The 25,267-nt window shown below is 59.4% G+C and carries 22 protein-coding genes; 18 read left to right on the top strand and 4 right to left on the bottom strand.

What is annotated here, in order from left to right:
* Positions 1–59: 59 nt before the first annotated feature.
* The 15 genes from QMZ29_RS00250 to QMZ29_RS00315 all read left to right on the top strand — a co-directional run bounded on the left by QMZ29_RS00250 (position 60) and on the right by QMZ29_RS00315 (position 19,671).
* A complete protein-coding gene (locus tag QMZ29_RS00250; protein WP_283225666.1) occupies positions 60–278 on the top strand; it encodes a hypothetical protein in 219 nt (72 codons plus the stop codon).
* A gap of 2 nt (positions 279–280) precedes the next feature.
* A complete protein-coding gene (locus QMZ29_RS00255; protein WP_283225667.1) occupies positions 281–1,063 on the top strand; it encodes a TraX family protein in 783 nt (260 codons plus the stop codon).
* Positions 1,051–1,320 (top strand): ParE family toxin-like protein, encoded by a 270-nt coding sequence (locus QMZ29_RS25780; protein WP_502950678.1) that lies wholly within the window; start codon positions 1,051–1,053, stop codon positions 1,318–1,320. Before QMZ29_RS00255 ends, QMZ29_RS25780 begins: the two co-directional genes overlap by 13 nt.
* 24 nt (positions 1,321–1,344) lie before the next feature.
* Positions 1,345–1,734: a hypothetical protein gene (locus QMZ29_RS00260; protein ID WP_283225668.1), complete on the top strand. Its 390-nt coding sequence runs from the start codon at positions 1,345–1,347 to the stop codon at positions 1,732–1,734.
* A gap of 17 nt (positions 1,735–1,751) precedes the next feature.
* Positions 1,752–2,186, top strand: a complete 435-nt coding sequence (locus QMZ29_RS00265; protein ID WP_283225669.1) for a hypothetical protein — start codon at positions 1,752–1,754, stop codon at positions 2,184–2,186.
* Between the two features lie 90 nt (positions 2,187–2,276).
* Entirely contained in the window at positions 2,277–2,510 is a 234-nt protein-coding gene (locus QMZ29_RS00270) for a hypothetical protein (RefSeq protein ID WP_283225670.1), read from the top strand.
* Between the two features lie 88 nt (positions 2,511–2,598).
* Positions 2,599–2,853, top strand: coding sequence for a PerC family transcriptional regulator (locus QMZ29_RS00275; protein ID WP_283225671.1), 255 nt, complete (start codon positions 2,599–2,601; stop codon positions 2,851–2,853).
* A 20-nt stretch (positions 2,854–2,873) separates the two neighbouring features.
* Positions 2,874–3,134 (top strand): hypothetical protein, encoded by a 261-nt coding sequence (locus QMZ29_RS00280; protein ID WP_283225672.1) that lies wholly within the window; start codon positions 2,874–2,876, stop codon positions 3,132–3,134.
* A 506-nt stretch (positions 3,135–3,640) separates the two neighbouring features.
* Positions 3,641–4,576: a Replication protein gene (locus QMZ29_RS00285; protein ID WP_283225673.1), complete on the top strand. Its 936-nt coding sequence runs from the start codon at positions 3,641–3,643 to the stop codon at positions 4,574–4,576.
* A gap of 1,059 nt (positions 4,577–5,635) precedes the next feature.
* Entirely contained in the window at positions 5,636–7,327 is a 1,692-nt protein-coding gene (locus tag QMZ29_RS00290; RefSeq protein ID WP_283225674.1) for a ShlB/FhaC/HecB family hemolysin secretion/activation protein, read from the top strand.
* 29 nt (positions 7,328–7,356) lie between these two features.
* Positions 7,357–17,238, top strand: a complete 9,882-nt coding sequence (locus QMZ29_RS00295; RefSeq protein WP_283225675.1) for a hemagglutinin repeat-containing protein — start codon at positions 7,357–7,359, stop codon at positions 17,236–17,238.
* Between the two features lie 13 nt (positions 17,239–17,251).
* Positions 17,252–17,482, top strand: coding sequence for a hypothetical protein (locus QMZ29_RS00300; RefSeq protein ID WP_283225676.1), 231 nt, complete (start codon positions 17,252–17,254; stop codon positions 17,480–17,482).
* Between the two features lie 193 nt (positions 17,483–17,675).
* The gene (locus QMZ29_RS00305) at positions 17,676–18,152 is read left to right on the top strand and encodes a hypothetical protein (RefSeq protein WP_283225677.1); all 477 of its coding nucleotides are present in this window, start codon (positions 17,676–17,678) and stop codon (positions 18,150–18,152) included.
* A 204-nt stretch (positions 18,153–18,356) separates the two neighbouring features.
* Positions 18,357–19,139: a DNA-binding protein gene (locus QMZ29_RS00310; protein WP_283225678.1), complete on the top strand. Its 783-nt coding sequence runs from the start codon at positions 18,357–18,359 to the stop codon at positions 19,137–19,139.
* A 154-nt stretch (positions 19,140–19,293) separates the two neighbouring features.
* A complete protein-coding gene (locus tag QMZ29_RS00315; protein WP_283225679.1) occupies positions 19,294–19,671 on the top strand; it encodes a hypothetical protein in 378 nt (125 codons plus the stop codon).
* 310 nt (positions 19,672–19,981) lie between these two features.
* Here QMZ29_RS00315 and QMZ29_RS00320 read toward each other — a convergent pair whose 3' ends face one another.
* A complete protein-coding gene (locus QMZ29_RS00320) occupies positions 19,982–21,052 on the bottom strand; it encodes a DNA adenine methylase (RefSeq protein WP_283225680.1) in 1,071 nt (356 codons plus the stop codon).
* Positions 21,053–21,280: 228 nt separating this feature from the next.
* On the opposite strand from QMZ29_RS00320, the gene QMZ29_RS00325 reads away from it, so the two are divergent.
* Complete coding sequence (locus QMZ29_RS00325) at positions 21,281–22,180, top strand: hypothetical protein (protein WP_283225681.1); 900 nt, start codon at positions 21,281–21,283, stop codon at positions 22,178–22,180.
* Positions 22,181–22,356: 176 nt separating this feature from the next.
* Here the strand turns inward: QMZ29_RS00325 and QMZ29_RS00330 are convergent, their stop codons facing one another.
* Together QMZ29_RS00330 and QMZ29_RS00335 are read right to left on the bottom strand one after the other, a co-directional pair.
* Entirely contained in the window at positions 22,357–22,638 is a 282-nt protein-coding gene (locus QMZ29_RS00330) for a cytoplasmic protein (RefSeq protein WP_283225682.1), read from the bottom strand.
* 7 nt (positions 22,639–22,645) lie between these two features.
* On the bottom strand, positions 22,646–22,819 hold the full coding sequence (locus tag QMZ29_RS00335) for an ANR family transcriptional regulator (RefSeq protein WP_283225683.1): 174 nt from the start codon (positions 22,817–22,819) through the stop codon (positions 22,646–22,648).
* A 212-nt stretch (positions 22,820–23,031) separates the two neighbouring features.
* Here QMZ29_RS00335 and QMZ29_RS00340 point away from each other — a divergent pair, with 212 nt between their 5' ends.
* Both QMZ29_RS00340 and QMZ29_RS00345 read left to right on the top strand, forming a co-directional pair.
* Positions 23,032–23,991, top strand: a complete 960-nt coding sequence (locus tag QMZ29_RS00340) for an Rpn family recombination-promoting nuclease/putative transposase (RefSeq protein WP_283225684.1) — start codon at positions 23,032–23,034, stop codon at positions 23,989–23,991.
* Between the two features lie 36 nt (positions 23,992–24,027).
* Positions 24,028–24,630 carry a DUF2913 family protein gene (locus tag QMZ29_RS00345; protein ID WP_283225685.1) on the top strand — a complete coding sequence of 201 codons (603 nt, stop codon included), beginning with the start codon at positions 24,028–24,030 and terminating at the stop codon, positions 24,628–24,630.
* Positions 24,631–24,656: 26 nt separating this feature from the next.
* Here the strand turns inward: QMZ29_RS00345 and QMZ29_RS00350 are convergent, their stop codons facing one another.
* Complete coding sequence (locus QMZ29_RS00350) at positions 24,657–24,935, bottom strand: chromosome segregation protein ParM (protein ID WP_283225686.1); 279 nt, start codon at positions 24,933–24,935, stop codon at positions 24,657–24,659.
* Positions 24,936–25,267: the final 332 nt, after the last annotated feature.

Genomic DNA, 25,267 nt, shown 5'->3' on the forward strand with positions numbered 1-25,267 from the left:
GCCGTTCTGCGATCTCGATCACCACAATTTTACGAGTTCAGCCAAGAGGAAATCATAAGATGACAACGATTAATGTAGTATCAAAGTCTAGAATGATCATGATGATAGCGGCCGCAATGCTTTCAGGGGCGGCCACCTTCTGGGGGTATGTGGAGTGGGAGGCGCTCACCGATCTGCCGCTATACTGGCGTAATGCGCTTATTCTCCTGCCCCTGCTTACCCATATGGGTCTGATGAGCTTGTTGGCTACGCAGGCACGAATGGAGGGCGGCAGATAGCGATGCGCAGTTTTAGAGACCCGGCCGCCGGCCGGTTGAACTTTACCTCACTGCAGCAGGACGGCATCAGGCTGCTGGCGCTGTTGCTGATGATGGGTGACCACGCCAACGCGGCGCTGCACCTTAATATCGATGCCCTGATGTGGCTGGGGCGTGGCGCCTTCCCGCTGTTTGCGCTGGTATGGGGATTTAACCAGGCGCGGCGACCCGTCACTCAGAGGCAAGCCACGCGGCTGTGGCTGTGGGCGCTGGTTGCCCAGCCGGTCTACTGGCAGGCGGTGGCGCCGGACGCCGGCATGCTGGAAGACATGAACATCCTGTTTCTGTTTGCCGTGGTAACGCAGTATCTGTGCCTGTTCGAGCGGTTCCACGTGAAAGGCGGACTCGGGTGGCCGGCACTGAGCGGCGTGTTGCTGGTTATCTGGGTCAATCACTTTGCGGCCGGTTGCTTTGGCTGGGCCGGGGTGTTCGTGATGCTGGCGAGTTATCTGTGCTATGCCCCGGCGGACGCAACTCGCCGGCAGGAGTGGATTGCCGGGTGTCGGCCGGCGATTGCGCTTGTCTGGTGCGCCGGCGTCTTGCTGCTGAACCTCGGGGGCGGCACTATTCCGATGGTGGCCGGTCTGCTGGTGTCGGCAGTTGTGCTGCTGGTCTCCATTGCACTGCGTCCGCTCGGCACCGTTCGCGAAAGGCGACTGCTGCCGCGGCAGTTCTTTCCTGTGGCCTACGTTGCGCATCTGGCGCTCCTCTGGACGTTATCGGTAGGGCTGTCATGGAATGCGTAACGGCCCGGTGCGCCGACGGCCGGCGTTGCCGGCTGCGGCTGCCGCGCGGCTTTGATGTGCGCGTGCGCCGGCGCGCGGAGGTTGCCTGGCGAGACTGGCTGTCGGGACTTCGCAAGGCAGTACGTTTAAGGCCACGCAGGGAGCTGCTCAAGCTGGACGTGGGTCAGGGGTGGCGGCTGCTGAGCGATGACGAGGGATGTTGCTGGACGCTGCTGTCGCATGCGCAATACACGCAGCGCCTGCAGCGCAGGCCGTGAAATCAACCACAAGGAGAGCAGAAGATGCTGGAAACCGTCATTGGATTTTTGACCGTGGGAGTGAGCGTATTTGTGGCGGTGTCGTTTTTGCCGGCCATCCAGCCGCAGAACGCGGCGCTGCTGCGCTGGGTTCGCGGCGGCTGCGTCCGGCCGCCCGGCGACGCCGGGCGTGACGGTGACCGGTTTTCCCGGGCGGCCAGGGAGGCGATTAATCGCTTTGCCCGCCATCACCGGGTTACAGACCAGGAAGAACAGGCGCTGCTCGGGGTTCGGGGAGCAATGGAACAACGAACCGACTTAGGTGGTTCGATTAATCCCTCGTTTTACCGAACACAATGGTTGAGGCCTCAGACGGAGCGCAATAAGCCTTTAATTGGTTCGAAAAAAACGTATTCACAATCAGAGTTTGATTAATGCCAGATAGAGTGATTTTGTCGAACTTGAAAACAGAATTCGCGCAACCTGTTGTCAATGTAGCCTTTTCGGTCTTAAGTCGGTTGACGGTTCCATTGCTCCCCAGACCCCTGCTCGGCCTGGTGAAGCGCCCCGGCCTGTTGCCGGTGACGGCCCTGCTGCATCCGACGCTGGTGCGGTATCAACACGAGCCCCTGCGCCGTCCGCCGCAGGGTGACAGGCCTGACGCGTTTGTGCGCAGTCGCCACCTCGCTGCGTTGATGGCCTGCCTCACGGTGATTGCAGTGATTTTTCCGCCGTCGGTGGGAATTGCCCTGGGCCGCAGCAGCTACGGGTTGTTTCCACTGCTCAACGTGCTGGCGTTTGTCAAATGTTGGGCGCTGGTGCGGGCGCTGACCGACGATATCGGCGTGCTCAACATGGTGATGCCTCGGCTTGATGAACCCGGGTGAGGCGCTGACGCCCGTTGGTTGTCCGATGACTGTGCCATCCCAATATGAAATTGGCATGCCCCACCCATCACGAAGAAAGGAACCTGTGCCATGGATAAACAGGAATACCGGCTGTATCTGGCCATGCTGAAGGCGCGCGGCGACCTGGCGCGCAAGGCAATGGCCGACAATGCCCTCCGGCGGGAGCGGCTCAAGGCGCAACGATATCATCGCTCTGACGATATCAAGGCGCTGTTGACCGGCAATGAATTTGGCGTGTCGGTTGACGGCCTGCTGGTCAGCGACGGTGAGCTGGACGCGCGTGAACGGGCATTTGGCAAGTAAGGCAAACCAGGGCCGCCGGTCGGGCGGCGATGAGGGCGGATTTATGGGGACGCATTACCGTCGCGACAACAGGTCGCAGGATGTTGCATTGCTGATTGATGACGTCGCGCTGGGTCTGGAATCAAAGGGACTGTGGCGCCGCGCGGCCACACGCTGGCAGCAGGTGCTGCTCAAGACGCAGGACGTCCATGTGGCAGAAGCGATACTGCAGCGCCAGCGTCATTGCCTGGCGCGGATACCGGCAGCGAGACGCCATCCGAGTGATGGTACCGCCCCGGCCGGGGTAACACTGGTGGCAAGGCAGGGCGTACCGAACGGTCCGGACCTGTGGCGAATGGAATAAACAGATTGGAGAACAATCACGTGACCCGACGAGTAAAGAAAGCCGAAGACCTGGATGAGTACCAGCGCACGGTGCTGGCGGGACTCTATGCGCGGCGCGAGCTTGACCAGGGCTATCGCCTGTCTGCGCGGCAGAAGCAACTGATACTGGACGACTATCTGGCCGAGCTGAGCGCCCCTCCCAACACTCGCCGCCCGCGAACGCGCCACTCGACCCTGCCGCCGATGGCTGACTATCACTGGTATCCGCCGACACCGGCGCGCCGCCTGCGCGGGCGCTGACCCCCTCGCCTGCCTGACCTGCAGGTCTGCACATTGCTTCACGGCGTCATGACCACCGGCCCTTGCCGGCGACGCCCGCCCGTGCCGGTTTTGCCGCGCGCGTAACCGGTTGCCGCTTGCTGGCAACCGGGAAAGTTTGGTATCGTGAAAGCAGTGTGTGTTCAATGGTCGTTCACGCCAGAAGGTGAACAGGATTGGGCAAGGCCCAGACGCAAAAACCCCCGGATTACGAGCAACTTTGGTCGGCTGAACGTAAATCCGGGGGTCAAAAGCAGGCTCCGCGCCTGCAGAGAGTATACTCATGAAGCGTAATTGCGATCAACATCCCCTGCCGACCTTAAGTGCAGGGGAGCATGAATAGTCAAACTGCTGCGCAGGTAAATCCTGCAAAATCAACACCTTCGCGCCGTGGCGTTAATAATATTTTACGTCGCGGGCAACAAAAAATTCATCGTCGATACACCCCGCAGATGCGTTGCAGCGTCCCCAGAGGCATGGCGGGCAAGGTGGTCGCGCGCCTTTCGGGGCATGACTGGCGCCGCAACGGCGACCTGCGCGCCCTGCGTCAGACGGGATATGTCCCCTATGCCGAGCGTGGCAATCCTCACTACCAACCCAAACCCATGCGCGTCTGCGCGCGCAGCGAGAGCCGCGAGGCACTGACGGCACTTTCGATGGTGCTGGGCGCCAACTGTGATTACAACCCGGACAGTGATTACCCGTTTGAACTCATGCTGCCGTTCGAGACGGTGGCGCAGTACATGGGGGTGCTGCACGTCTACGAGAGTGGACGCAAGGCGTATGACGTGGCGCTCAATGCGCTCTCGGTGCTCGAGCAGCTGGAGTACGTCATCGTCTCGCGCGGACGCGACAGTGACTCGGGGCAAAACAAGCCGCTGCGGCTGTGGCTGACGGATAAATTCTTCACCAGCCGGGGTATCGGCGTGGAAGAAATCCGTCAATGGCTGAACCAGTACCGGCTTTGGGCCATCAGGAACGGCCTGACGGTGACGCTCAGGCAGAAATACGAGCGTCACCTGCTGCGCATCAACCGCCTGGGTATCGACATCGAGCGCAAGCACTCGCTGAAAAACCGCCTGAAGCAAATCAAGCGCTGGGTAGTGAGTCCCGACCTGCAGAACCTCAAAAAAGAGGCTGAAGCAGCCATTGAGGACGAACTGGCCAGACGCCAGCAGAACGAACACCGCCTTGACACCCTGCTGGACGACACGGCCGATACCATCAAACAGTTGGCCAGCGCCAAACGGCGCCAGCAGAACGGCTTCTACCAGGCCTGGGTGCGCTGGTCGATGCAGGGCTCACCCATTCAGGCGATGCAGCTGGAAGCGGCGCTCAAGCGCGAACAGCCGGGGCTGCTGACGGAAAACCCGGAGGCCTACTATCGCCTGCTGCTGGAGCGCGCCGGCGCGCTGCCTACCTGATCCAAATCTCGCCAACGACTGTCTCTGACGCCTACCCTGCCGGCCACCGCCTGCGGGGCGTTTCCCGTGGGCGCAATCCAGTAACACGGACGCCGGGCACGCGCCGGCAGCGTGATGCCGCCCCAAAAACCGAACAACCCACGACAAAAAACGCCGATGTCGACCACTGGCCAGGCCGTGCAGCTTCGGGCAATAACATTAATTTCGTCATTAATTTCGAACAAGCGGTTAACTTCGAACACGCCGACCGCATACTGATTAACTTCGAACGTTACTCCTGAACAAAACAAGCCCTTTAAAAAGGGAGTATTCATCGCACCGGCTGACGCCAGTGCAGGTGTAGTACCTCCCTCACGTTGTTCGGGCAAAACCATACGCTGCAGAAAAACTGCCTACTGTCGCTAAACTAGTCATTCACGAAAACCGCTCCATGCCCGCCTGGCCAACACAGAAACCGTCTCCTGCAGAAATCACCTGGCCAAACCCCAATTTAGTCAAAACCCATCCGCGGACGCCCAACCATTCACGGAACTCTGCAGCTCTTCAGCACCGAACCTCGCCTCCGCATCATTGGCATGACCACCAAACACCTAACCCACCCTGAAAAGCGGCCCCGCCCCCGGCCAACGGCCGGGGAACTGTGTCGCTTTTATGATGAGTGTTGTAACTAAAGTGTTGGGTGTCGCTGTGGGTGGTGGCGCTTTGGGGTTTCAGGTACACGCCCGTAAGCGCCCTTACAGGCCGCTAACGCGGAGATACGCCCCGCCTCTGGCGGGACCACTCCGACGGCGTAATGTCACTTCCGTATGGCTTTGAGCGGGGTTGGCTTGGCAGGGAAGTGGATGGGTGCGGTGAAACCTATCAAACCCGAACCGGCTGCGCCGGGCGACCGGCGCCCCTTGCCTGTGGGTGTTCTTTTTAACTGAGGCTGGCGCCTTCATGCGCGTTGCGCATCACTACCCTACAATACATTAACAACCATGCTGAATTGTTTGCTTTTTGAACATCAAAATGGATAATGCGGCCACTCTTTTACATTTGTTTACGCTCAGGATGACCATGTCGGGCTCTCAGGGAAGTGTGCGCCGCTATTTGCCATTCATCTTTATCACGGCTATCGCCTTATCGAAGGGGGCTCAGGCCGCTCCGGATTTGTCACCAGCCGACCGCGATACTCTCCAGCAGCAGCAGCGTGACTTGCTGGAACAAAACCGGCAGCAGCGCCAGGAACTGCAGCGCACCCTGACGCCTGAGCTGCCTTCGCCACGGGAAACGGCAGCCCCATCCGCAGGCCCGTGCTTCACCATTAATGCCATTCGGTTGGAGGGCGCCGACCATCTGCCGGTCAGCGCTCAGCGCCAACTTACGCAGCCCTATCTGCGGCAGTGTTTGACTCTGGGGCAGATCCAAACTTTGGTACAGAAAATTTCCGACTGGTATATCACCCACGGCTATATCACCAGCCGCGCATTTTTGACAGAACAAAACCTGTCGCAGGGTGAATTGCGGCTGCTGGTACTTGAAGGGCGACTTGAGCGTATCCAGCTGGAGCAGCGTGATGACCGTATGCTGAAAATGGCGTTCCCCGGTCTGCCGGGCCAGCTTCTCAACCTGCGCGACATCGAGCAGGGCATGGAGCAGATTAACCGCCTGCGGCGTCAACCGGTTCAGATTGAAATTCTGCCCGGCAGCCGACCGGGATACTCGGTGGTGAACCTGAGTGCGAAGCCGGCGTTTCCGCTGACGCTGGGGCTGGGGTTCGACAACAGCGGCCAGAAGCGCACCGGCACCGGGCAGGTAAACGGTTCGCTCACCGGCAATAACCTGCTGGGACTGGCAGACCAGTGGTTCGTCGCTGGCGCCCGCAGCAGCGACTTCGCCAACGACCACAATGCCCGCAGCGTCCAGGCCGGCGTCAGCCTGCCGTACGGCTACTGGACGCTGGATTATAACTACGCCTACAGCGATTACCTGGCCACCCTCGAGAACCGGGGCTTTGACTGGCGCTCCAGCGGTGACAGCCAGACGCATCGTCTGGGGCTTTCCCGCGTGCTCTACCGCGACGGCCAGATGAAAACCGGCCTCTCCCTGGGATTGACGCACCGCATCAACCGCAATGACCTTAACGACACCCGCCTGACAAGCAGCAGCCGCAAGCTGACCAGCCTCACGCTGGGCGTCAGCCATGGTCAGAAGCTCGGGGGCGGCTTCGCCACCTTCAATCCGGCTTACAGCCGCGGCGTGCCCTGGCTGGGGGCCGAGAACGACAGCGGCAAAATCAAGGAAGCGCCGAGAGCCGAGTTTCACAAGGTGTCGCTGTCCGGCAGCTATTACTTGCCGCTGGCGCAGGACTGGACCTATCTCACCAGCCTGTATGGCCAATGGACGCCGGGTCGGCTGTACGGCAGCGAGCGACTGACGCTCGGTGGCGAAAGTTCGGTGCGGGGGTTCAAGGAGCAGTACCTTTCCGGCGACAAGGGCGCTTATTGGCGCAATGAGGTCAACCGTACGCTGGTGACGTTGCCCGTCCTTGGCAGCATCACGGCCCTGGCTGCGCTGGACGGTGGCTGGTTGCACCGCGACAGGCAGGACATCAACGCCTCGGGCACGCTGTGGGGCGCCGCCGTTGGCCTGGGCAGCCGCAACCGTTACGTCGGCAGCCAGTTGACCGTCGGCTGGCCGCTGGCCTACCCGGACGCCCTGAAACCGGACCGGGTGTCGGTCTATTACCGCATCAACCTTGTCCTTTAAGCCCAGCCACGCACAGGAAATTCTTCGCGATGAAACAGCACGATAAAAAGCCATTGAATACCGCTCAGCGCCTGCTGAGCTATACCCTGTGCGGGGCACTGGCCGGGCAGCCGTTACTGCCGGTATTGGCTGACGGCGTCAACGTGGCCGCCGGCAATACGCAGGTTGACCAGGCTGCCAACGGCGTCCCGGTGGTCGATATTGCCACGCCAAATCAGGCCGGCATTTCCCATAACCAATACAATGATTTCAACGTCGGCAAAGAGGGGCTTATTCTCAACAATGGCACCGACAAGTTGACGCAGAGTCAGTTGGGTGGCCTTATTCAGAATAACCCCAACCTGCAGGCTGGCCGCGAAGCGCAGGCCATCATCAACGAAGTGGTGGCACCCAACCCGTCCCAATTGCAGGGCTATCTGGAAGTGGCGGGCAAGCAGGCGAGCGTGATGGTGGCCAATCCCTATGGCATCACCTGTGACGGCTGCGGCTTTATCAACACGCCCAGTGCCACGCTGACCACAGGGAAACCGGTGCTGGGCGCCGACGGCAAACTTCAGGCGCTGGACGTTACGCAGGGCGCCATCACCGTTCAGGGCAAGGGGCTCGATGCCAGCCAAAGCGATAACTTCGCGCTGATTGCGCGCGCCACCGAAATCAATGCGCAGCTGCATGCCAAAGACCTGCGCGTCACGCTGGGGGCCAATCGGGTGGATGCCGACGGCAACGCTACGCCTATCGCCGGTCAGGGCAACGCACCCAAGGTGGCGGTCGATACCGGTGCGCTCGGCGGCATGTACGCCAACCGCATTCATCTGGTGTCCAGCGAGCAGGGGGTGGGCGTTAACCTCGGCAACCTCAATGCACGCGAGGGGGATATCTCGCTCGATGCCAGCGGCAAGCTGACGTTGGGCAATACCCTGGCTCGGGGCGCGCTGACGGCGAAAGCGCAGGGGATAGTGCTCAATGGCAGTCACGAGGCTGGGCAGGCGATTGCCCTGCGCAGCGGCGGCGATATGGTCTTGCAACAGGCGACGCTGAGCGCCGCCGGCGACATGACGCTGAGCGCCGCGGGGGAGATGCGGGGCGAGGGCAGCACCCTGCTGGCCGGGGCTGACGCGCAGCGGCGTGCCACGTCCGATAAGCGATTGAATGTTGAAGGTGCGCAGCAGCAGTGGCGCGGCAGCCACCTCAGCGCAGGCTTGGTGACCGCCCACGCACAGCGCGGCCTGCAATTGGACGGCGCCTCGAGCCTGACCGGGGTGAGCGCGGCTGATGTGCAGGCCGAGACGCTGACACTGGCTGGCAACCTTTCGTCGAGCGGCGATTTGCGATTCAATGCGGGCAATCTGACCAGTGAGGCCGGCGGACGCGTGACCGCGGCCGGTGATATCGACCTGCGGCTGCGCGGTGACGGTGACTGGCAGGGGGAGTTGACCGCCGGACGAGACCTGCATCTGCAGGCGGGCAATCTGAACAACCGTGGTCAGCTGGCCGCCAATCGCGATGGCACGCTTCAGGTGCAGTCGCTGACCAACACGGGCCTGATACAGTCCACAGGAACGCAGACACTGACGGGCGGACGGCTGACAAACGGCGGTCGACTGCAGTCGGGCGGCAAGCAGACGCTCAACTTTCAGGGTGCAGACAACCAGGGGCTGATTGGCGCTCAGCAGCAGCTGTCGCTAACGGTCCGTGACCGCCTCGATGTGGCTGGCTCGCTGTACGCCGACGGCCCGTTGACGGTGCAGGCCGGCGAGTTCTTGCTTGCCGGCAGTGCGACCGGCAAGCAGGGCATGACGCTCAATGCCGCGACGCTGACCACGGGGCGTGATTCTCGATTGCTCAGTGACGATGACATCGCCGTGCTCGGCGATGTCGTGCGCCTTGGCGGATTGCTGTCAAGCGAACGCAATCTGTCGATAGACGCCGGGCAGCTGAAGACGGAGGGCGATAGTCAGACCCAGGCCCGGCAGAGTATGCGGCTGGCGCTGGGCTCCGAGGGTCAACTGGCAGGCGTATTCAATACGCTGGGCGACCTGACGTTGACGGGCAGGTCGGTGGTTAACACCGGTAATATCGGGGCGCGCAACATCGACTGGCGCAGTGAAACGCTGAGTCAACGCGGGACATTGCAGGCGGATAACGGTCTTCAGCTGGCCACAGGGGCGTTCGACCAGCAGGGTACGCTGTCGGCTGGCCGGCAACTGACGCTGCAGGGTGACACGCTGCGCAATAGCGGGAAAATCGGTGCATTGACGCTGGATATGGCATTGACGCAGTCAATGGAAAATGCCGGCAATCTCGTGGCGGGAAATAGCCTGCGGTTGACCACGCAGGCATTGAGTAACGGCGGCACACTGGCAGCTCAGGATATGATCCTCAACGTCGATGCGCTGGAGAACCGCGGGCTGCTGCAGGCCAGGGGCCAGGCTGATGTGACGGCAAACGCGCTGAATAACCGGTTGGCGGGCCGTATCCTGGCCGGCGGCGTACTGACGTTGCACGGCCGGCAGTTTAACAATGCCGGCAAGTTGCAGGGGCAGACGGTCGATATCACCGCGCAGCGCTGGGACAACGCCGGCAGCGCGCTGGGGATTGATGCGCTGAATGCCGCTGCCTCCCAGCGGCTGGATAATGGCGGGCAGGTGCTTGGTCAGGGAGCGATGACGCTCAACGCTGCGGAGTTGGACAACAGTGGCAAGGTGCTGAGCGAGGGGGATTTGCAGCTTTCGGCTGCCAGCATCAATAATTCGGGGGAAATGCAGGGTGCACAAACCCGGCTTGAGGCCGGCACGCTAAGCAACAGCGGCAATCTGATTGGCGTGCAGGCGCTGGCGCTGCAACTGCAGCAGGATGTGCACAATCTCAGCGGCGGGCAATTGCTGAGTGACGGTGAGCTGAACGTTGCTGCCGCGAAGGCCACCAATGACGGTCTGTGGCAGGGCAAGCGCATCCTGCTGGCCGCGCAGCAGTTGACGCACAACGGCACGCTGCAGGCGGGTCAGGGGATTAACCTCACTCTTAAGGGCGCCCTTGATGCCGGTCACGACAGTCAGATAGTCACCAACGGCGAGGCAGCGCTGACCGCGCTGGCGCTGAACAATCAGGGCAGCTGGCGAGCAAGTCGGTTGAGCCTGACGGCTGACCGCCTGAACAACGTCGGCGTGCTGGTCGGTGTTGAACGTTTGGCAGCTGATATCGTCGGCACGGCGCAGCAACAGCGTGATGGTCAGATGTTGAGCGATGGCGATCTGCGGTTGACGGCAGGCGGTATTGAGAATCAGGGCCTGCTGCAAGCGGGCGACCTGGACCTCACGGCGGCGCAACTGGATAACAGCGGTCAGCTGGTCGGCAAGAACAGCCTGAATGCGGCGCTTACCGGCGTCTTCAACAACCTGGCGAGCGGCAACGTGCGCAGCCAACATGCGCTGACGCTGATGGCCACCGCACTGAACAACGCCGGGGCTATGCAGGGTGACGGACGCGGCGAACTGCGGCTGTCTGAACGGCTCACCAATACGGGAAAACTGGTGGTTGGCGGCGCGCTATCACTGTCGGCACCGGCAGTAGACAATACTGTCTGGCTGCAGGCCGATAGCCTGACGCTGAATGGCACAACGCTGAACAACCGCGGTACCCTGGTGGCCGCAGGCGTTAATCAGTTGACGCTGAACCGGCTCGACAATGCGGGCACGCTGCAGGGCGGTACGGTGCGCCTGCAGGCGGACAGCGTGGACAATGCCGGTACCGTACTGGCGACGCAGAGGCTGGCCGTTGACGCGAGGCAGGTCGATAACCGGCAGGGCGGCAAACTGTTCAGTGCCGGCGATGCCACGCTGACGGGCAGTTTGCTGAACCAGTTTGGTCAACTGGTGGCGCTGGGCAACATTGGGCTGACGCTGAAAGCGGCCTTCACGCAACAAGGTACCCTGGCGGCGGGCAAGGCGCTGAGCCTGGGGACCGACGGTGATGTCAACCTGCAGGGCACTACCCAGGGGCAGAGCCTGGCTATCCGCAGCGGTGGGCAGCTGACCAACGCCGGCAGTGTTCGTGGCGGCAGCGGTGATGTACGCGTCGAGGCATCGAACATCAAACAAAACGACGGCGCCAGCCTGCAGTCGGGCGGGCGAGTGGAACTGCTCAGCCGGGGCGATATCACCAATCACGGCTTTATCGGTAACGCTGGCGAGCTGTTGCTGAGTGCCGCCGGTCAACTGCTGAGCAGCGGCATGCTGTACAGCGGCGGCAACATGCAGCTGCTGGCGGACCGCATCGTCAATCAGCGCGGCGACATTCTGGCAGGCAAAGACCTGTGGATGCAGAAAGACGCCGCCAGCAACGCCAATGCAGAAATCGTCAACACCTCCGGCACCATTGAGACCGAGACGGGGGATATTTATATCAACACCGCGCACCTGCTCAATCAGCGCGATGGCCTCAAGACGTCGGTGACACAGGAGGATTTGACGCAGAAATACGATTGGCTCAAGGGGCTCAGTGCCAACGTGCCGCTCGACTATTTTGAAAAAGGGGCGCTGGGCTACTACACGGTCGTTGAAAAACGGCAGTTGCCTGGTGATGCGGCCAGGGAAGTGTATTACACCTACACGTACGCGGCACCGTTCAAGAAAACCCTCGAGCTGGCGCTGTCCACCTCGACGGTATCGGTGACCAGTGACGGCGGTGCCGGGCGTATTGCCGCCGGACGAAATATCAACGCCTCCGTTGGCGTATTGGATAACCTGGCAAGCAACATACTGGCCACCGGCGACATCACGTTATCGGGCGAAAGGCTTAACAACCAGTCCTGGCAGTCCGGCAGTGAAACCCGCTATCAGACCTATAAAACCGCCGACCTGCCAAAATCCAGACCCGATTACAAAGTGTCGTCGCTAAAGCCGATGGACGACTACGCGCTGGGTAACATCAAGCAGCGCTACGTGACCTACACGGCCGACGGCGAGGTGCGCACCGAGCGCACCGATGACGGCACCTACCGCAGCGTCATTCAGGCCGGCGGCGCGGTCGACGCCAACTTCAAGGGCAATATCAGCAACACTGCCGTAACCCCCAATGCCGGTGGCGTCAGCCCTACCCTCGCGCGCCCGACGCTTGATGCGCTGCAGCGCCCGGAAGCGATAGATGGCGTACAGCAGCAGAAACTTGCTGACGCACAATCGGTCGCCATCGGCGACACGACCTGGCGCGACCAGCTGCAAGGTGCGCTCAGTCAGCTTGGTAACAACGCCGCCGACCTGGCGGATTACCCGCTGCCGAGCGGCGGAAATGGGCGCTTTGTGCCGTCAGACAATCCGAACAGCCCGTATCTCATTACCACCAACCCCAAACTGGACGGCCTGGGACAGTTGGACAACAGCCTGTTCAATGATCTCTACGCCATGCTGGGGCGTCAGCCCGGCGGGGTTCCGCGGGAAACCGACAGCCGGTTTACCGATGAGAAGCAGTTTATCGGCTCGGCCTACTTCCTGGATCGGCTGAAGCTGAACCCGGATTACGACTACCGCTTCCTCGGGGATGCGGCCTTCGACACACGCTATATCAGCAACGCCATGCTGACCCAGACCGGTCAGCGTTACCTCAATGGCGTAGGGTCCGATTTGGAACAGATGCAGCGGCTTATCGATAATGCCGCCGAGGCGCGACGTGGCCTGCAGTTGCAGTTTGGCGTCAGTCTGACGCCGGAACAGGTGGCGCAGCTGGACAAAAGCATCGTCTGGTGGGAAACCGTCACGGTCAATGGCCAGACGGTGCTGGCGCCGAAACTGTATCTGGCCAAACACGATGTTTTACCACTGACCGGCAGCACGATTGTTGGTAACCGCGTCAACCTGAACGGCGGTGCCATTCGCAACGACGGCAGCTCGCTGCAGGGCGGCGAGCGCCTCAGCGTCGCCAGTCAAACCGGCATCGCCAATATCAACCAGGGGCTTATCGGCGGGGCTGGCGAGCTGCAGCTCAGCGCTATCGGTGATATCAGCAATATCGGCGCCACCATCAGCGGGCAACGGCTGACGCTGGAAAGCCTCGATGGCAGTATCATCAACAAAACACAGGTTCGCCAGTGGGATGCTACCGGCACCCAGGGCGGGCAGGTGCTCAGCCTGTCGCATACCGAAATTGGCCCGGTCGCCGACATTCGCGCCGGCGACAGCCTCAGCCTGCAGGCGGGGAAAGACATTGACATCACCGGGGCCAGGGTCAGCGCCGGCGGCGCGCTGAACCTGCAGGCGGCGGGCGACGTTAACGTGCGTGCCAACAGCACCTACACCGCCGAAAAAGCCGAGGGTACCGGTTGGAATGGCGTACGCAAGGAAACCGAGGCACGCGGTAGCCAGGGGAGCGACATCAGCGCCGGTGGCCGACTGGATGTGCGGGCCGGGCAGGATGTGAACCTGACCGGCAGCGCGGTCGGCAGTGGGGGTGATGCCGTGGTGAGTGCGGGCCGGGATATCAATATCCAGACCGCCGAGCAAAGCCGCCGCCAGAAAACCGAGGACAGTGAACACATCAGCAGCGACGGTACGCGCAGCAGCATCACCAGCGGCAGCAACCTGAACCTGCACGCCGGACGCGACCTGAACGCGCAGGCGGCGGCGCTTGTGGCGGACAACAATGCAACTCTGAGCGCCGGGCGCGACGTCAACCTGGGTGCGCAGCAAAGCCGGGACTATCAGGCCAGCCACGGCGGCGGCAAGCAGCAGGTGAGCGAGGCGTTCCGTCAGCAGGGCACGGAAATCGCCAGCGGCGGCGACACGCGTATCCAGGCCGGGCGTGACCTGTCCGCTCAGGCCGCTCAGGTCACCGCGCAAGGCGATATCGCGGCGCAGGCCGGGCGTGACGTGCATCTCGACACCGCCACCGAGAGCGATTACAGCTTCTTCGAAGAGACGAAAACCAGGAAGAAACTGTTCTCCAAAACCACCATCCACGAGGTTAGAGAGGACTACGCCACCCGTGAGAAGGGCAGCCTGCTGAGCGGTAACGGCGTCAGCGTCAAGGCCGGCAACGACCTGACGGTCACCGGCTCGGCCATTGCCACCGACCGGGACGTGAAGCTGCAGGCCGGCAATAATGTCGAGATCACCGCGGCCACCGAAGAGCAATCCAGTTACCGGCTGAATGAAAAGAAAAAGAGCGGGCTGTTCAGCGGTGGCGGTATTGGCCTGACCCTCGGCAGCACGTCTTCGCGCCATCAGGTGAACGAAGACGGCACCACGCAAAGTCAGAGTGTGAGCACCGTCGGCTCTACCGGTGGCAATGTCAATATCGAGGCGGGCGGCAAGGCACACATTGGCGGTGCCGACCTGGTGGCGGGCAAGGACCTCAGTCTCACGGGTGACAGCGTGACCATTGACCCGGGTTACGACCAGCGCACCCGCAAGGAAATCGTCGAGCAGAAACAGAGCGGCCTGAGCCTGGCGCTGTCCGGTACGGTGGGCAGTGGCATCAACAGCGCGGTTACCACAGCGCAGCAGGCAAACAAGGAGAGCGACGGGCGTCTGGCGGCGCTGCAGGGCACCAAGGCGGCCCTGTCGGGCGTGCAGGCCGCGCAGGCGCAGGCCAAGGGTGACCTGATGGGGGGCGACAAGGCTGCCGGCTTTGGGGTCAGCGCCTCGCTGGGCAGCCAGTCGTCCAAAAGCGAGACCCGCACCGAAAGCAGCCTGTCGCAGGGCAGTACGCTCACCGCCGGGCAGAGCCTGTCGGTTACCGCAACCGGTAAGAACCGCACCGGGCAAAGCGGCGATATTGCCATTACCGGCAGCCAGCTCAAGGCCGGTGGGGAGACGACGCTTGACGCCAGCCGCGACCTGCGGCTCACGGCTGCGGGTGACACGCAAAAGACCGACGGCAGCAACAGCAGCCGGGGTGGCAGCGTGGGCGTGAGCGTCGGGGTGGGTCAGAACAGCGGCGTGAGCGTGTTCGCCAACGCCAACAAGGGTCAGGGGCGCGAGCGTGGCAACGGCACCACCTGGAACGAGACGACCGTGGACAGCGGCGCTGCGGTGACGCTGCACAGCGGGCGGGATACCACCCTTGCCGGCGCGCAGGTCAGCGGGGAGAAAATAACCGCCGACGTCGGCGGCAACCTGACGCTCGGCAGTCGGCAGGACAGCGACCGCTATGATGCGAAGCAGAGCAGTGTCAGCGGCGGAGTCAGTGTGCCGATTGGCGCCGGGACCGGCTCGGCCAACCTGAGTGCCAGCCAGGACAAGCTGCACAGCAACTTCGACTCGGTGAAAGAGCAGACCGGGCTGTTTGCGGGCCATGGTGGCTATGACATCAAGGTCAAGGAACACACCCAGCTCGACGGCGCGGTGATTGCAAGCCAAGCTGACAAGGAAAAGAACCGTCTGGAGACCGGCACCCTGGGCTGGACGGACATCCACAACCAGGCGGACTACAGCGCAACGCACAGCGGCGGGAGCCTCAGCACCGGCGGGCCGGTGGGCAAGGACCTGCTGACCAATATGGCCGGCGGCATGCTGTCGGGGGCCAACCACAGCGGGCATGCAGAGGGCACGACCAGGGCCGGCGTCAGTGAGGGCGCGCTGATAGTCCGCGACACCGACAGGCAGCAGCAGGATGTGGCACAGCTTAACCGGGATACGGATAACGCCAACGCCGGCAGCATCAGCCCCATCTTTGACAAGGAGAAGGAGCAGAAGCGGCTCAGGCAGGCGCAGCTGATAGGGGAAATCGGCGGCCAGGCGATGGACGTTATCCGCACACAAGGGGAACTCAACGGTCTGAAGGCTGCGCTGGACAAGCACCCCGGGCTCAAGGGCAACGAGACGGCGCTGAAGCAGACCGACGCTTATCGGAAGGCGATGAAGGCCTACGGCACCGGCAGCGACCTGCAGAAGGCGGCGCAGGCGGTGACGGGGGCGCTGACGGCGCTGGCGGGCAACAACCTGGCGGGAGCGCTGGCGAGCGGCGCCTCGCCGTACCTGGCGACGAAAATCAAGGAGATGACCAGCACCGACGGCAAGGTCAATGTGGCAGCCAATGCGATGGCGCACGCGGTGCTGGGCGCGGTGACCGCGCAGCTGAATAACCAGTCGGCACTGGCGGGCGGGTTGGGTGCCGGCGGCGCAGAACTGGCAGCGCGGGTTATCGCGGAACACCTGTTCCAGGCCGATACGCCAGCGAAACGCGCGCAACTGAGCGAAGACGAGAAACAGCAGGTGAGCGCGCTGAGCCAGCTGGCGGCAGGACTTGCCGGCGGCCTGACAACGAGCGATACTGCAGGCGCGGTAACGGCAGCCCAGACCGGCAAGAATGCGGTGGATAATAACTTATTGGTGGTTCCCGCACCTGTGCCGCCGCCAGTGGCGGTGCCGACTACGTCAGTCAACGGTACAGGTGGTAATGAAGCCTGGGACGCGGATGACGGTTCGGACCCGAATAAGTCACGTGAAGAAAACGCGCGTAAGCCGAATGTAGCCAAGGATCTGACGGACGAGGATAAGGCTGAGCTGGGTGGTGCCGGGTCTGGAACGCCGGGCGGCCATGGGCCGGAAGATGAAGAGAATGCTCGTAATCAGGAAGCTCTTAGAAATGGCTTCTCAAAGGATAAACTTAATCAAGCTGCTTCAGCCCCTAATAGAAATGGTTTGACTGATGCAGGTCGTGCTTTGCAAAAACATGGTGGAAGGGAAGGGTCCGTTTACTCTTATACAAGCCAAAAGGCCTCTGTTTTAAATCAAGAGGCTCAAGCGATAGTTAACGATATTTTGAGTAATCCTAGTACGAAGGTGGAAACTAGAGTTGTATTTGAAAATAAGCAAAGAATTACTGTGGTTGAAGCAACCGCTCCTGATGGACGTGCTTTACGATTTAATGCTGATGGTTCAAGGCTGATTGGTTTTAGAGAACCGCCGATTAAATAATTAGGTTTACATTATGTTGGAATATAGCGTAGGAAGTTCTGTGGATAGGGAGGATCTTTATGCTGAATTATCATTTAATAGAGTTCAGTGGGGGGAAATATCCTTGTCCAAGGATAGAAAATTCGTGAATATTATTATTTATCCGAATGACAATGATGTCCTTGAGTTCGAATATGATGAGTTTTTACATCTTGTCGAGAAGGCCAAAGAACATCTTCTCAAGCTGGAACCGTTAGCAGAATGAGGGTAAGCAGCCCATGTAGGACATCTTCCGGGTAATGCTTTCAATCGTAAGCGTCGTTAAATCCGAAAACGAAAAAGTAGCTGGCTGAAGGTTCGGCAGAATAGGTGTTTTACCAAATACCCGGAGAATGATTGCCGGTCTGCCTGGTCAATGCTAATGTATGCATACATTAGCATTGACAGGGATATGGCGTATGCGGGATGAAACCAAAGAGGCCATGCGGTTGTTCATCGGTGGCAGATGTTACACGGTGGCAAACCTCGAAAGGGATTACCTGGCCGAAGTGTCCAGGTACAGTGACGACCGCTGGGAAGCCCCGCAGCGTGCCGCACGCCTGGCAGCGGCGGTAAAGCGTTACAAGACCTCTGAAATGTTGCGTTTTATTTTTGCCACCATCGCATACGATCCCGACCCGGATTTAACCCCGCTGGCCGTGAAGCGGCTGTGTAATGCCCTGTTCGGCAGAACGGGGAGCCAGTGGTTGATTGTGGAAATTTTCGGGGAGAAAGGGCGGCAGCACCGCAGCGCTGACAGCACCCCGGAGGCCGTGGAAAAAATGGCCGCCAGATACCGGCGTGATGCCGGGCGGCACTGGTCGGCAACGCTGGCCGAAATTGAGCGCGTAAAGCGGCGCTATCAGGCGGGAATCCGGGCATCCAGGGATGAATAGGGCTGATTCAGCCTGATATCAATGCTAATGTATGCGTACATTAGCATTGATAAGATTCGGCAGATTGGGCTTTTTGCCGAATCCCTGCCGGAAGCGTGAAAACCATCACGTTGTCACGTAATTAATTAGTTTGTTTGTTAGTTTATTTATTTATTTGTTTATTGTGTGTAATACGTGCACAATCACCAGAACAGGAACAGGTTTATGCGTCCGGCAACTTTTGAACCACAGCAGATCATCGAGGCGGGCCTGGCATTACAGGCCGAAGGGCGGAACATTACCGGCTTTGCGCTGCGTAACCGGGTTGGCGGCGGTAATCCGGGGCGGCTTAAGCAGGTATGGGACGAATATCTTTCATCACAGACAGAAGTCACCGCCGAGCCGGTGGCCGAGCTGCCCGTTGAAGTGGCCGAAGAAGTTAAGGCCGTATCGTCAGCACTGGCCGAACGTATCAGCCAGTTAGCTACCGAGCTGAATGATAAGGCCGTGAGAGCCGCCGAACGGCGGGTAGCCGAAGTGACCCGCGCGGCAGGTGAGCAGACGGCACAGGCCGAGCGCGAGCTGGCCGACGCCGCACAGACCGTTGACGATCTGGAAGAAACACTGGATACCCTGCGGGATGAACACCGCACCACACTGGCGGCGTTGGACGACAGCCGGGGGAAAGAGCAGGCTCAGGCCGTCGAACTGGCTCAACTGCGGGAACGTCTGGCCGCGACAGAGAAACAGCTTGGTGAATCAGAGAAGGACGGAAAAGAGGCCGCAGAGCAGCACCGGCAGCAACAGGCAGATCTGCAAAATCGGTTAGACACTGAATTAAAAAACCGCCAGAACGCACTGGATAAAGCGCTGAAAGAAGCAACGGATGCGCGGGAAGCAAAAGCGGCCATGGCCGGTGAACTCAAGGCGCTGAAAGCGCATAACGAACAACTGGCGACGCTCTTGGCCGGAAAAGCAGAACCGGCAGCGGCAAAAGCGAAAAAATAGCGTGGCACGGGTTCGGCAGAATTGGCGTTTTGCCAAATCGCAGCAGGCAGGCCAAGAAACGGATACATAATGTGACGCATCACATTATTTGTGGTAGATATAATTATCGTGACTCGTCACTAAATATCCATTAATTTCAGCCAAGGAGCCTCTCGTGAACGATACCAGCATAAAGCGGCAACGGGGCCGTCCCCGCACCGGAAATGCCCTGTCAGCGGCGGAACGGGCACGGCGTTACCGCGAAAACAAGAAGATCCGGGAGGCGGAACATCCCCAGCTCTCCAGGACGGAACTGCTTGCCGAATTGGAGACGGCGCACAATCGTATACACCAACTCGAGGCACAATTATCGTTATTCGTCACAAAAAATCACGACTCAACCAAAACCTGGTCAATTCAGGATCGCAAAGGAAATGCCCGCTGGCTGACGGTTCAGAAAGGTCTGGCGCGGGCTGAAGCGGAGAAGATACTGGATAAACTGATATATTCGGAAAGTTCAGGGAATTATACCTACCGCATGATTGAGGAATAAGCGTGATGGATCACGATAATTTAGAACCAGTCACTTGGTAAACTGGGCGTTCAAGCCTCGCCATTCGAGTCTGTCAACGCCACGATCTTTGACCGTTTTGAGACTTATATCACTGTCGCTGACATGTCAGCACAATGCGGGCAATGGCATTTCTCCGGTGCTTCAGTCCGGGAGAACGCCGTCAGATTGTGCAGACAGACGCGGGGTATTCGACGAAACGCCATATGACCACAAGATAACCTCAGCGCCCAGATCCTTCCACCTCTTTCACCTTCGATGATCTCGATGTACGTAACATCGCGCCAGCACTTCATCCGATTGTCTCCCGGTCTGAAAAATGAAACAGATCGCCGTAGTAGCGGGTTATGTGTTCCCTGCTTATCCCCGTCATTCGTGCAACAGCAACCTTGCTGACTTTCTTTTTCATCCGTTTCAGACTGTGTATAGCCTCTTTTACAGCGGTTTCCGACTGTGCGCGTCGTTGTCGGTGAACCCGCAAGGCCGCCTTCTGACGGTTACTCAGACTGCTATCGGATCCAATATCAGGAGCAACAATTAAGCTTTTCTTGTTCAGACAGTTAGGAGAAATCCACAGGCACTCCATTCTGAGCGTTCGCTTTTTACTGGTAGCGGCAAACGTTTCGATCTCCACCCGTTGCCACCCGGAATTTTCAAGCGGTAAATAGACGTCTGAACGATAGCCTGACAGTACACACATGCCCCGGATGACAAGCAGCTGCGCCACAAGATCACGATGATCGTCTGCGGTCATGTCCTTTTCATAGGTGCCGTGAATACGGGTTTCAGGTACGTAAGGCGGGTCGAGATAGAAAAGCGTGTTTTCCCGATCATAGCGGGGTAGCAGATCGCGCCAGCACAGGTTTTCAACCTGGACTTTGCGCATTCGCTCCTGAATTGCCGGAAGGCGTTCTATCCCGGCATGAAACTTTCTTACGCTGGCGCTATAGCCTCCGGCGGGGGCATCAACACAGTAAGACCATTGCTTGGCCAAACCGCCATGAGACTGACGCTGTACCACAATCATCAGCCTGGCAAGCTCGATTTCATCGGCTTCCGTTTCCACTGCTGCACGTGCAAGCTGAAAACCTTCCCGGCTGTAGGGGGTCAGCTCAAGACGACGAACCAATTCGCGGGTTTTATCCCGATCAGAGAGCACCCGGAAAAGAGATGCCATCTTGTGGTTCAAATCGTTGTATACCTCAACCTTTGATGGACGTTTTCCCAGCAGAACGGCACCACTACCGCCGAAGACGTCAACAAAAGTCTGATGCGGAGGAAAGTGAGTCACAATGTCTTTCACCAGGCGGCTTTTGCTGCCGAACCAGGTGACCGGTGGCGCTACGGGAATGTATTTTTTCATCGTGTTTAACCATATATCACATGGTCAAAGAATATGTGATATATGATTATAGGTCAATAAAAGTGTGTTTTGGTTCAACGGAGCATCAATCTTCTAATTGGTGTCGCTGTAAGGGGGTTACGCCGGAATCGCCGAAATATCCGATCTCCAAGCTGCCCCTACCTGGACACCTCACCCGAGTGGGTGTTATAAACAAAAGTGCTTATAAACACATTAGTGATTAACGTTATGCTCCTGCTCGACTATATCGAGATGCTGTATGGCCGTGCACGTGGTAACAAGGCCCGCTTTCTGCAGGATAACCCGACTATCCTGCCGCAAGAACTCAGCCGCTGGCTGAAGGCTGGGTTGAAGATCCGCCCGGAAACCGGGGAAATTTACAAACCGGTTTCCCGCCGGGTCACGGTGCCGGAACACGCTGCGGTGACAGCGGGGATCATCCGGTCCGACGAACTCAGAGAGCGCATCGGAGCCCTGGCCGCGACACAAGGCCTGTCGGTGGAGACCCTGCTGCGTTCCTGGGTCGACAGGGACGAATTACGCCAGCAACTGGCACCGATCCCGACGTTGAATGCGGTGCCCGAGCAACACATCGCGGGGCTCGTCAGTCGTCACCTGGCCCCGCTGTCTGCCGACAGCGAAGTGATAGATTATCGGACGGCACTGGACTCGTTGCTCCTCGCGCTGACGAATGCCGAGCTGCTCTCACTGACAGTGCGCGATGTCGCCGAAAGCCGGCGACTGGCCATTCCCCGGACCGCGTATTACTGGTATGGATGCGTGGTGGCGAAGGGCGTTTCCCGGATGCTGGGGACGCTGGAGGTCTATCTGTGGCATGATTTTATTCGCCCGGAAAGCGAGGTCATTTTTGTGGGGGATGCGCGAAACGTCGTCGCGAGCTATTTTATCTGCCAGCAGCTCTGCCGGGTGCTGAAAAGCGCCAGAACCGCTTTCAAGAAGCAGCAAGGGCACTGGGCGAGCCGCCGTCAGGAAGAGGAATATGCCTACGAGCACATTTTCCGCTTTGCCCAGGGCGTGATGGACACCGGCATCGATATGGGCAATATGCAGGATGACGCCCGGTTGTTTGACTACGCCTGCAGGCATTATGCGTATGCCATGGACTGAACGTCGGCATCTGTCCTGCCTGCCTATCGTCTGAGGGGCCGAGACGAATTTGGGCGATAGCGTGACGGTTGCGCTATGTGAAATCTGGGTATCGATGCGTGGTGTGAGGCTGCGGTATTTTACACAGCACGATCTGGGCAGTCACGTTTATCACTTTAGCTGCGGCTGCGCTTTTCTCAATCATCAGACTGATGACACAACACCCAGGCACTGCCACCGAAACGGGTGTTTCCCACTACCTGCTCCCAGGCTTCTGTCTCTGTCAGTTGCGTTTTTACTGCTAAAAAGTCAGCGTGGCTCAACATGACGTCGCCCCGATCGCCAGGCGACGTCAGCACGTAGCCGTCAGCGAGCACAGAACCTGCTGGCCGGGGGGCCCGCACGGCGCGGCGGTAAAAACTCTTGATGACCCCGCCGTTGCGCAGGGCCGATAAAATGACGTGATCCGGGATACGCATATTCTCACTACCCCCGCCGTTCACACAGGTTAGCCCTGACCCAGCACCAGTCCTCGTTGGTGCCGTTTTTCGCCAGATGCTGTGCGGTGCGCCAAAAATGGGCGGCCTGCGCAAAATTGCCGCTTTGTTCCAGCTTCGCGGCCATCGAGGCTGTGCTTTGGTATGCGTTTTTTTTGTCCATGAGACGCTCCTGTTTTTGTGACCGCAGGCGATTGTCACAGAGGCAGGCCTCGCGCGATAGTGGGGATACTGGCCCGCAGGGATCCATTACGTTAAGGGAAGCACAAACCGTATGCCGGCGTCGACATCGTCAGCGAGCTCCGCTGCCTGTGGTACGGACAAACCCCAACGCCGCGATAGTGAGCCGGCGGCCGAACATGTTACGATAGCCTCATGAAAAAGACCCCAACGCCGCATGATTTGGCTTTCAAACAGTTTTTGACGCATCCCGATACCGCGCGGGATTTTATGCTGTTGCACCTGCCGGCAGAGCTGCAGGCTATTTGTGATCTGAGCACGCTGAAGCTGGAGTCCGGCAGCTTTGTCGAAGATGACCTGCGTCCGTATTTCAGCGACGTGCTTTACAGCCTGAAAACCACCACCGGCGCTGACGGTTACGTGCACGTGCTTATCGAACACCAGTCCTCGCCGGATAAACACATGGCCTCCAGGATGTTTCGCTATGCTATAGCCGCCATGCAGCGCCATCTGGATGCCGGGCATAAAAAGTTGCCGCTGGTGATCCCGGTGCTGTTCTATGCCGGTAAACGCAGCCCGTATCCGTACTCCACTCGCTGGCTGGACGAGTTTGATGACCCGGCGCTGGCGGAAAAACTGTACACCGGGGCGTTTCCGCTGGTTGACGTGACCGTGATTGCTGACGATGACATCATGAACCACCGCAGCATGGCGGCGCTGACGTTATTGCAGAAACACATCCGGCAGCGCGATCTGTTCGAGCTGATGGAACAACTGGTCACTTTGTTGCTGGCCGGATACACTACGAGTGATCAGCTGGCATCATTGATGAATTACATGCTGCAGGTTGGCGATACGGCCGCCCCGGAAGCTTTTATCCGAGAACTGGCCCGCCGCGTGCCACAGCACGAAGAGGTACTTATGACCATTGCACAAAAACTGGAGCAAAAAGGGCTCGAGAAAGGCCGACTGGAAGGTCTCCAGCAGGGCATCGAAAAAGGCATCGAAAAAGGCATCGAAAAAGGCATCGAAAAAGGTGAGCGACTCGCCGCGTTGAAGATCGCCCGTTCGCTGCTCGACAGTGGCCTTGATCTAGCGACGGTAATGAACGCCACCGGCCTCACTGCCGATGAACTGGCGCAGATCCGCCATTAATCCGTTGCGGAGAGACTTACGACTTTGCCGGACAACATGCCTTCTACCACGCAGGCAGACACCACCACCGCGTTAAGCCACCTGGCGTTCTGCGCACTGGTGGCCCTGGGACTGGCTCGCCAGGATGGTGTCGTGTCAACGCCCTACGCGGAAAACCTGTTTCTTATCCGCTGGCTGGCCAGCGCGCAAAAGCAAAAGCGCTTTCCCCGGAGCGTGGCGATTGATATTCAGTGGATGCTGGAGCGAGGCCGAAAATACGGCCTTGCCGGCAAGTTGCAGCAGCATCTGGACTATTTGTGGCGCTCCTGCAGCGGCAAGCTGGCGGAACAGTCCGATCTGTTTCGGCTGACCTATGCGACCGAAACCCTGAAAGATCAGGGCTGGGACAATTACGTGATGGATACGCGGGAGTGGTTATCCGGCGCGACGCCGATACCCGCTCGGCACAACGGCTTCTACGTGGAAAAAGCGACGCTGCATGTCGCCTTTGCCCAGGATGGACGCCACCTGCTGCCGGTCCCGTTTCGCGTCATCGGTGATGCTGCGCGGTTTTGCCAGGTCATGGCGGAATACGGGTTGAGTGCCCGTGTGCACGCCAGTACGCCGGTTTATCACACGGTCGTCATGGAACCCGTGTAGACATTTATCGCCAGGGGACGCCCAAGTCATACCGCCCGGACGGCGCTGAGTCTCCTGGCGAGCGGCAACCCGGCCTCGGTCAGTGCAAACGCCAGCTGCAGCGACTGATTACGGTATTTTTTTAGCAGACCGTGTTTGACCAGCGTGTGGCAGGAGGTGCGGAAATTTGTCGGGTAGACCTGCGCCGACCTGGCTGCGTTAATCATTTCCAGCAGGCGGGTCGCCGGCACGGGCGCAGTGATCCCTCTCGCCTCCAGCGCCGACAGGACAAACAACACGTCTTTCTGTATGGCGGATAATCGCACTGCGTCCCTCTTATTCATGTCAGGTATGAATAACGAACATTAGTTCATGAAGACCTTAATCATGTCAAGAATGATTAAGGTCTCCTCCTAACGCCTCATTAAGGTGGGGGAAACAGGAAGCGACCGCGGGATTCTTTCTTTTGGTTGTTTTTTAATCATTCATTGGGCGTATAATCGCTGCGCGATTAGTCTTCTTCTTCCCATTCGGCGTCCGGGTCGGGGGCCAGTTTTGCCACTTCGTCAGCGATATCCGTGGCCGCCTCAATGAGGTCTGGCCACTCCCAGGCACGCATTGAGATGTCTTCGGCCAACATCCAGATGGACTCTGAATC

The sequence above is a fragment of the Serratia sp. PF-27 genome, assembly GCF_030053255.1.
GTDB lineage: Bacteria > Pseudomonadota > Gammaproteobacteria > Enterobacterales > Enterobacteriaceae > Serratia > Serratia bockelmannii.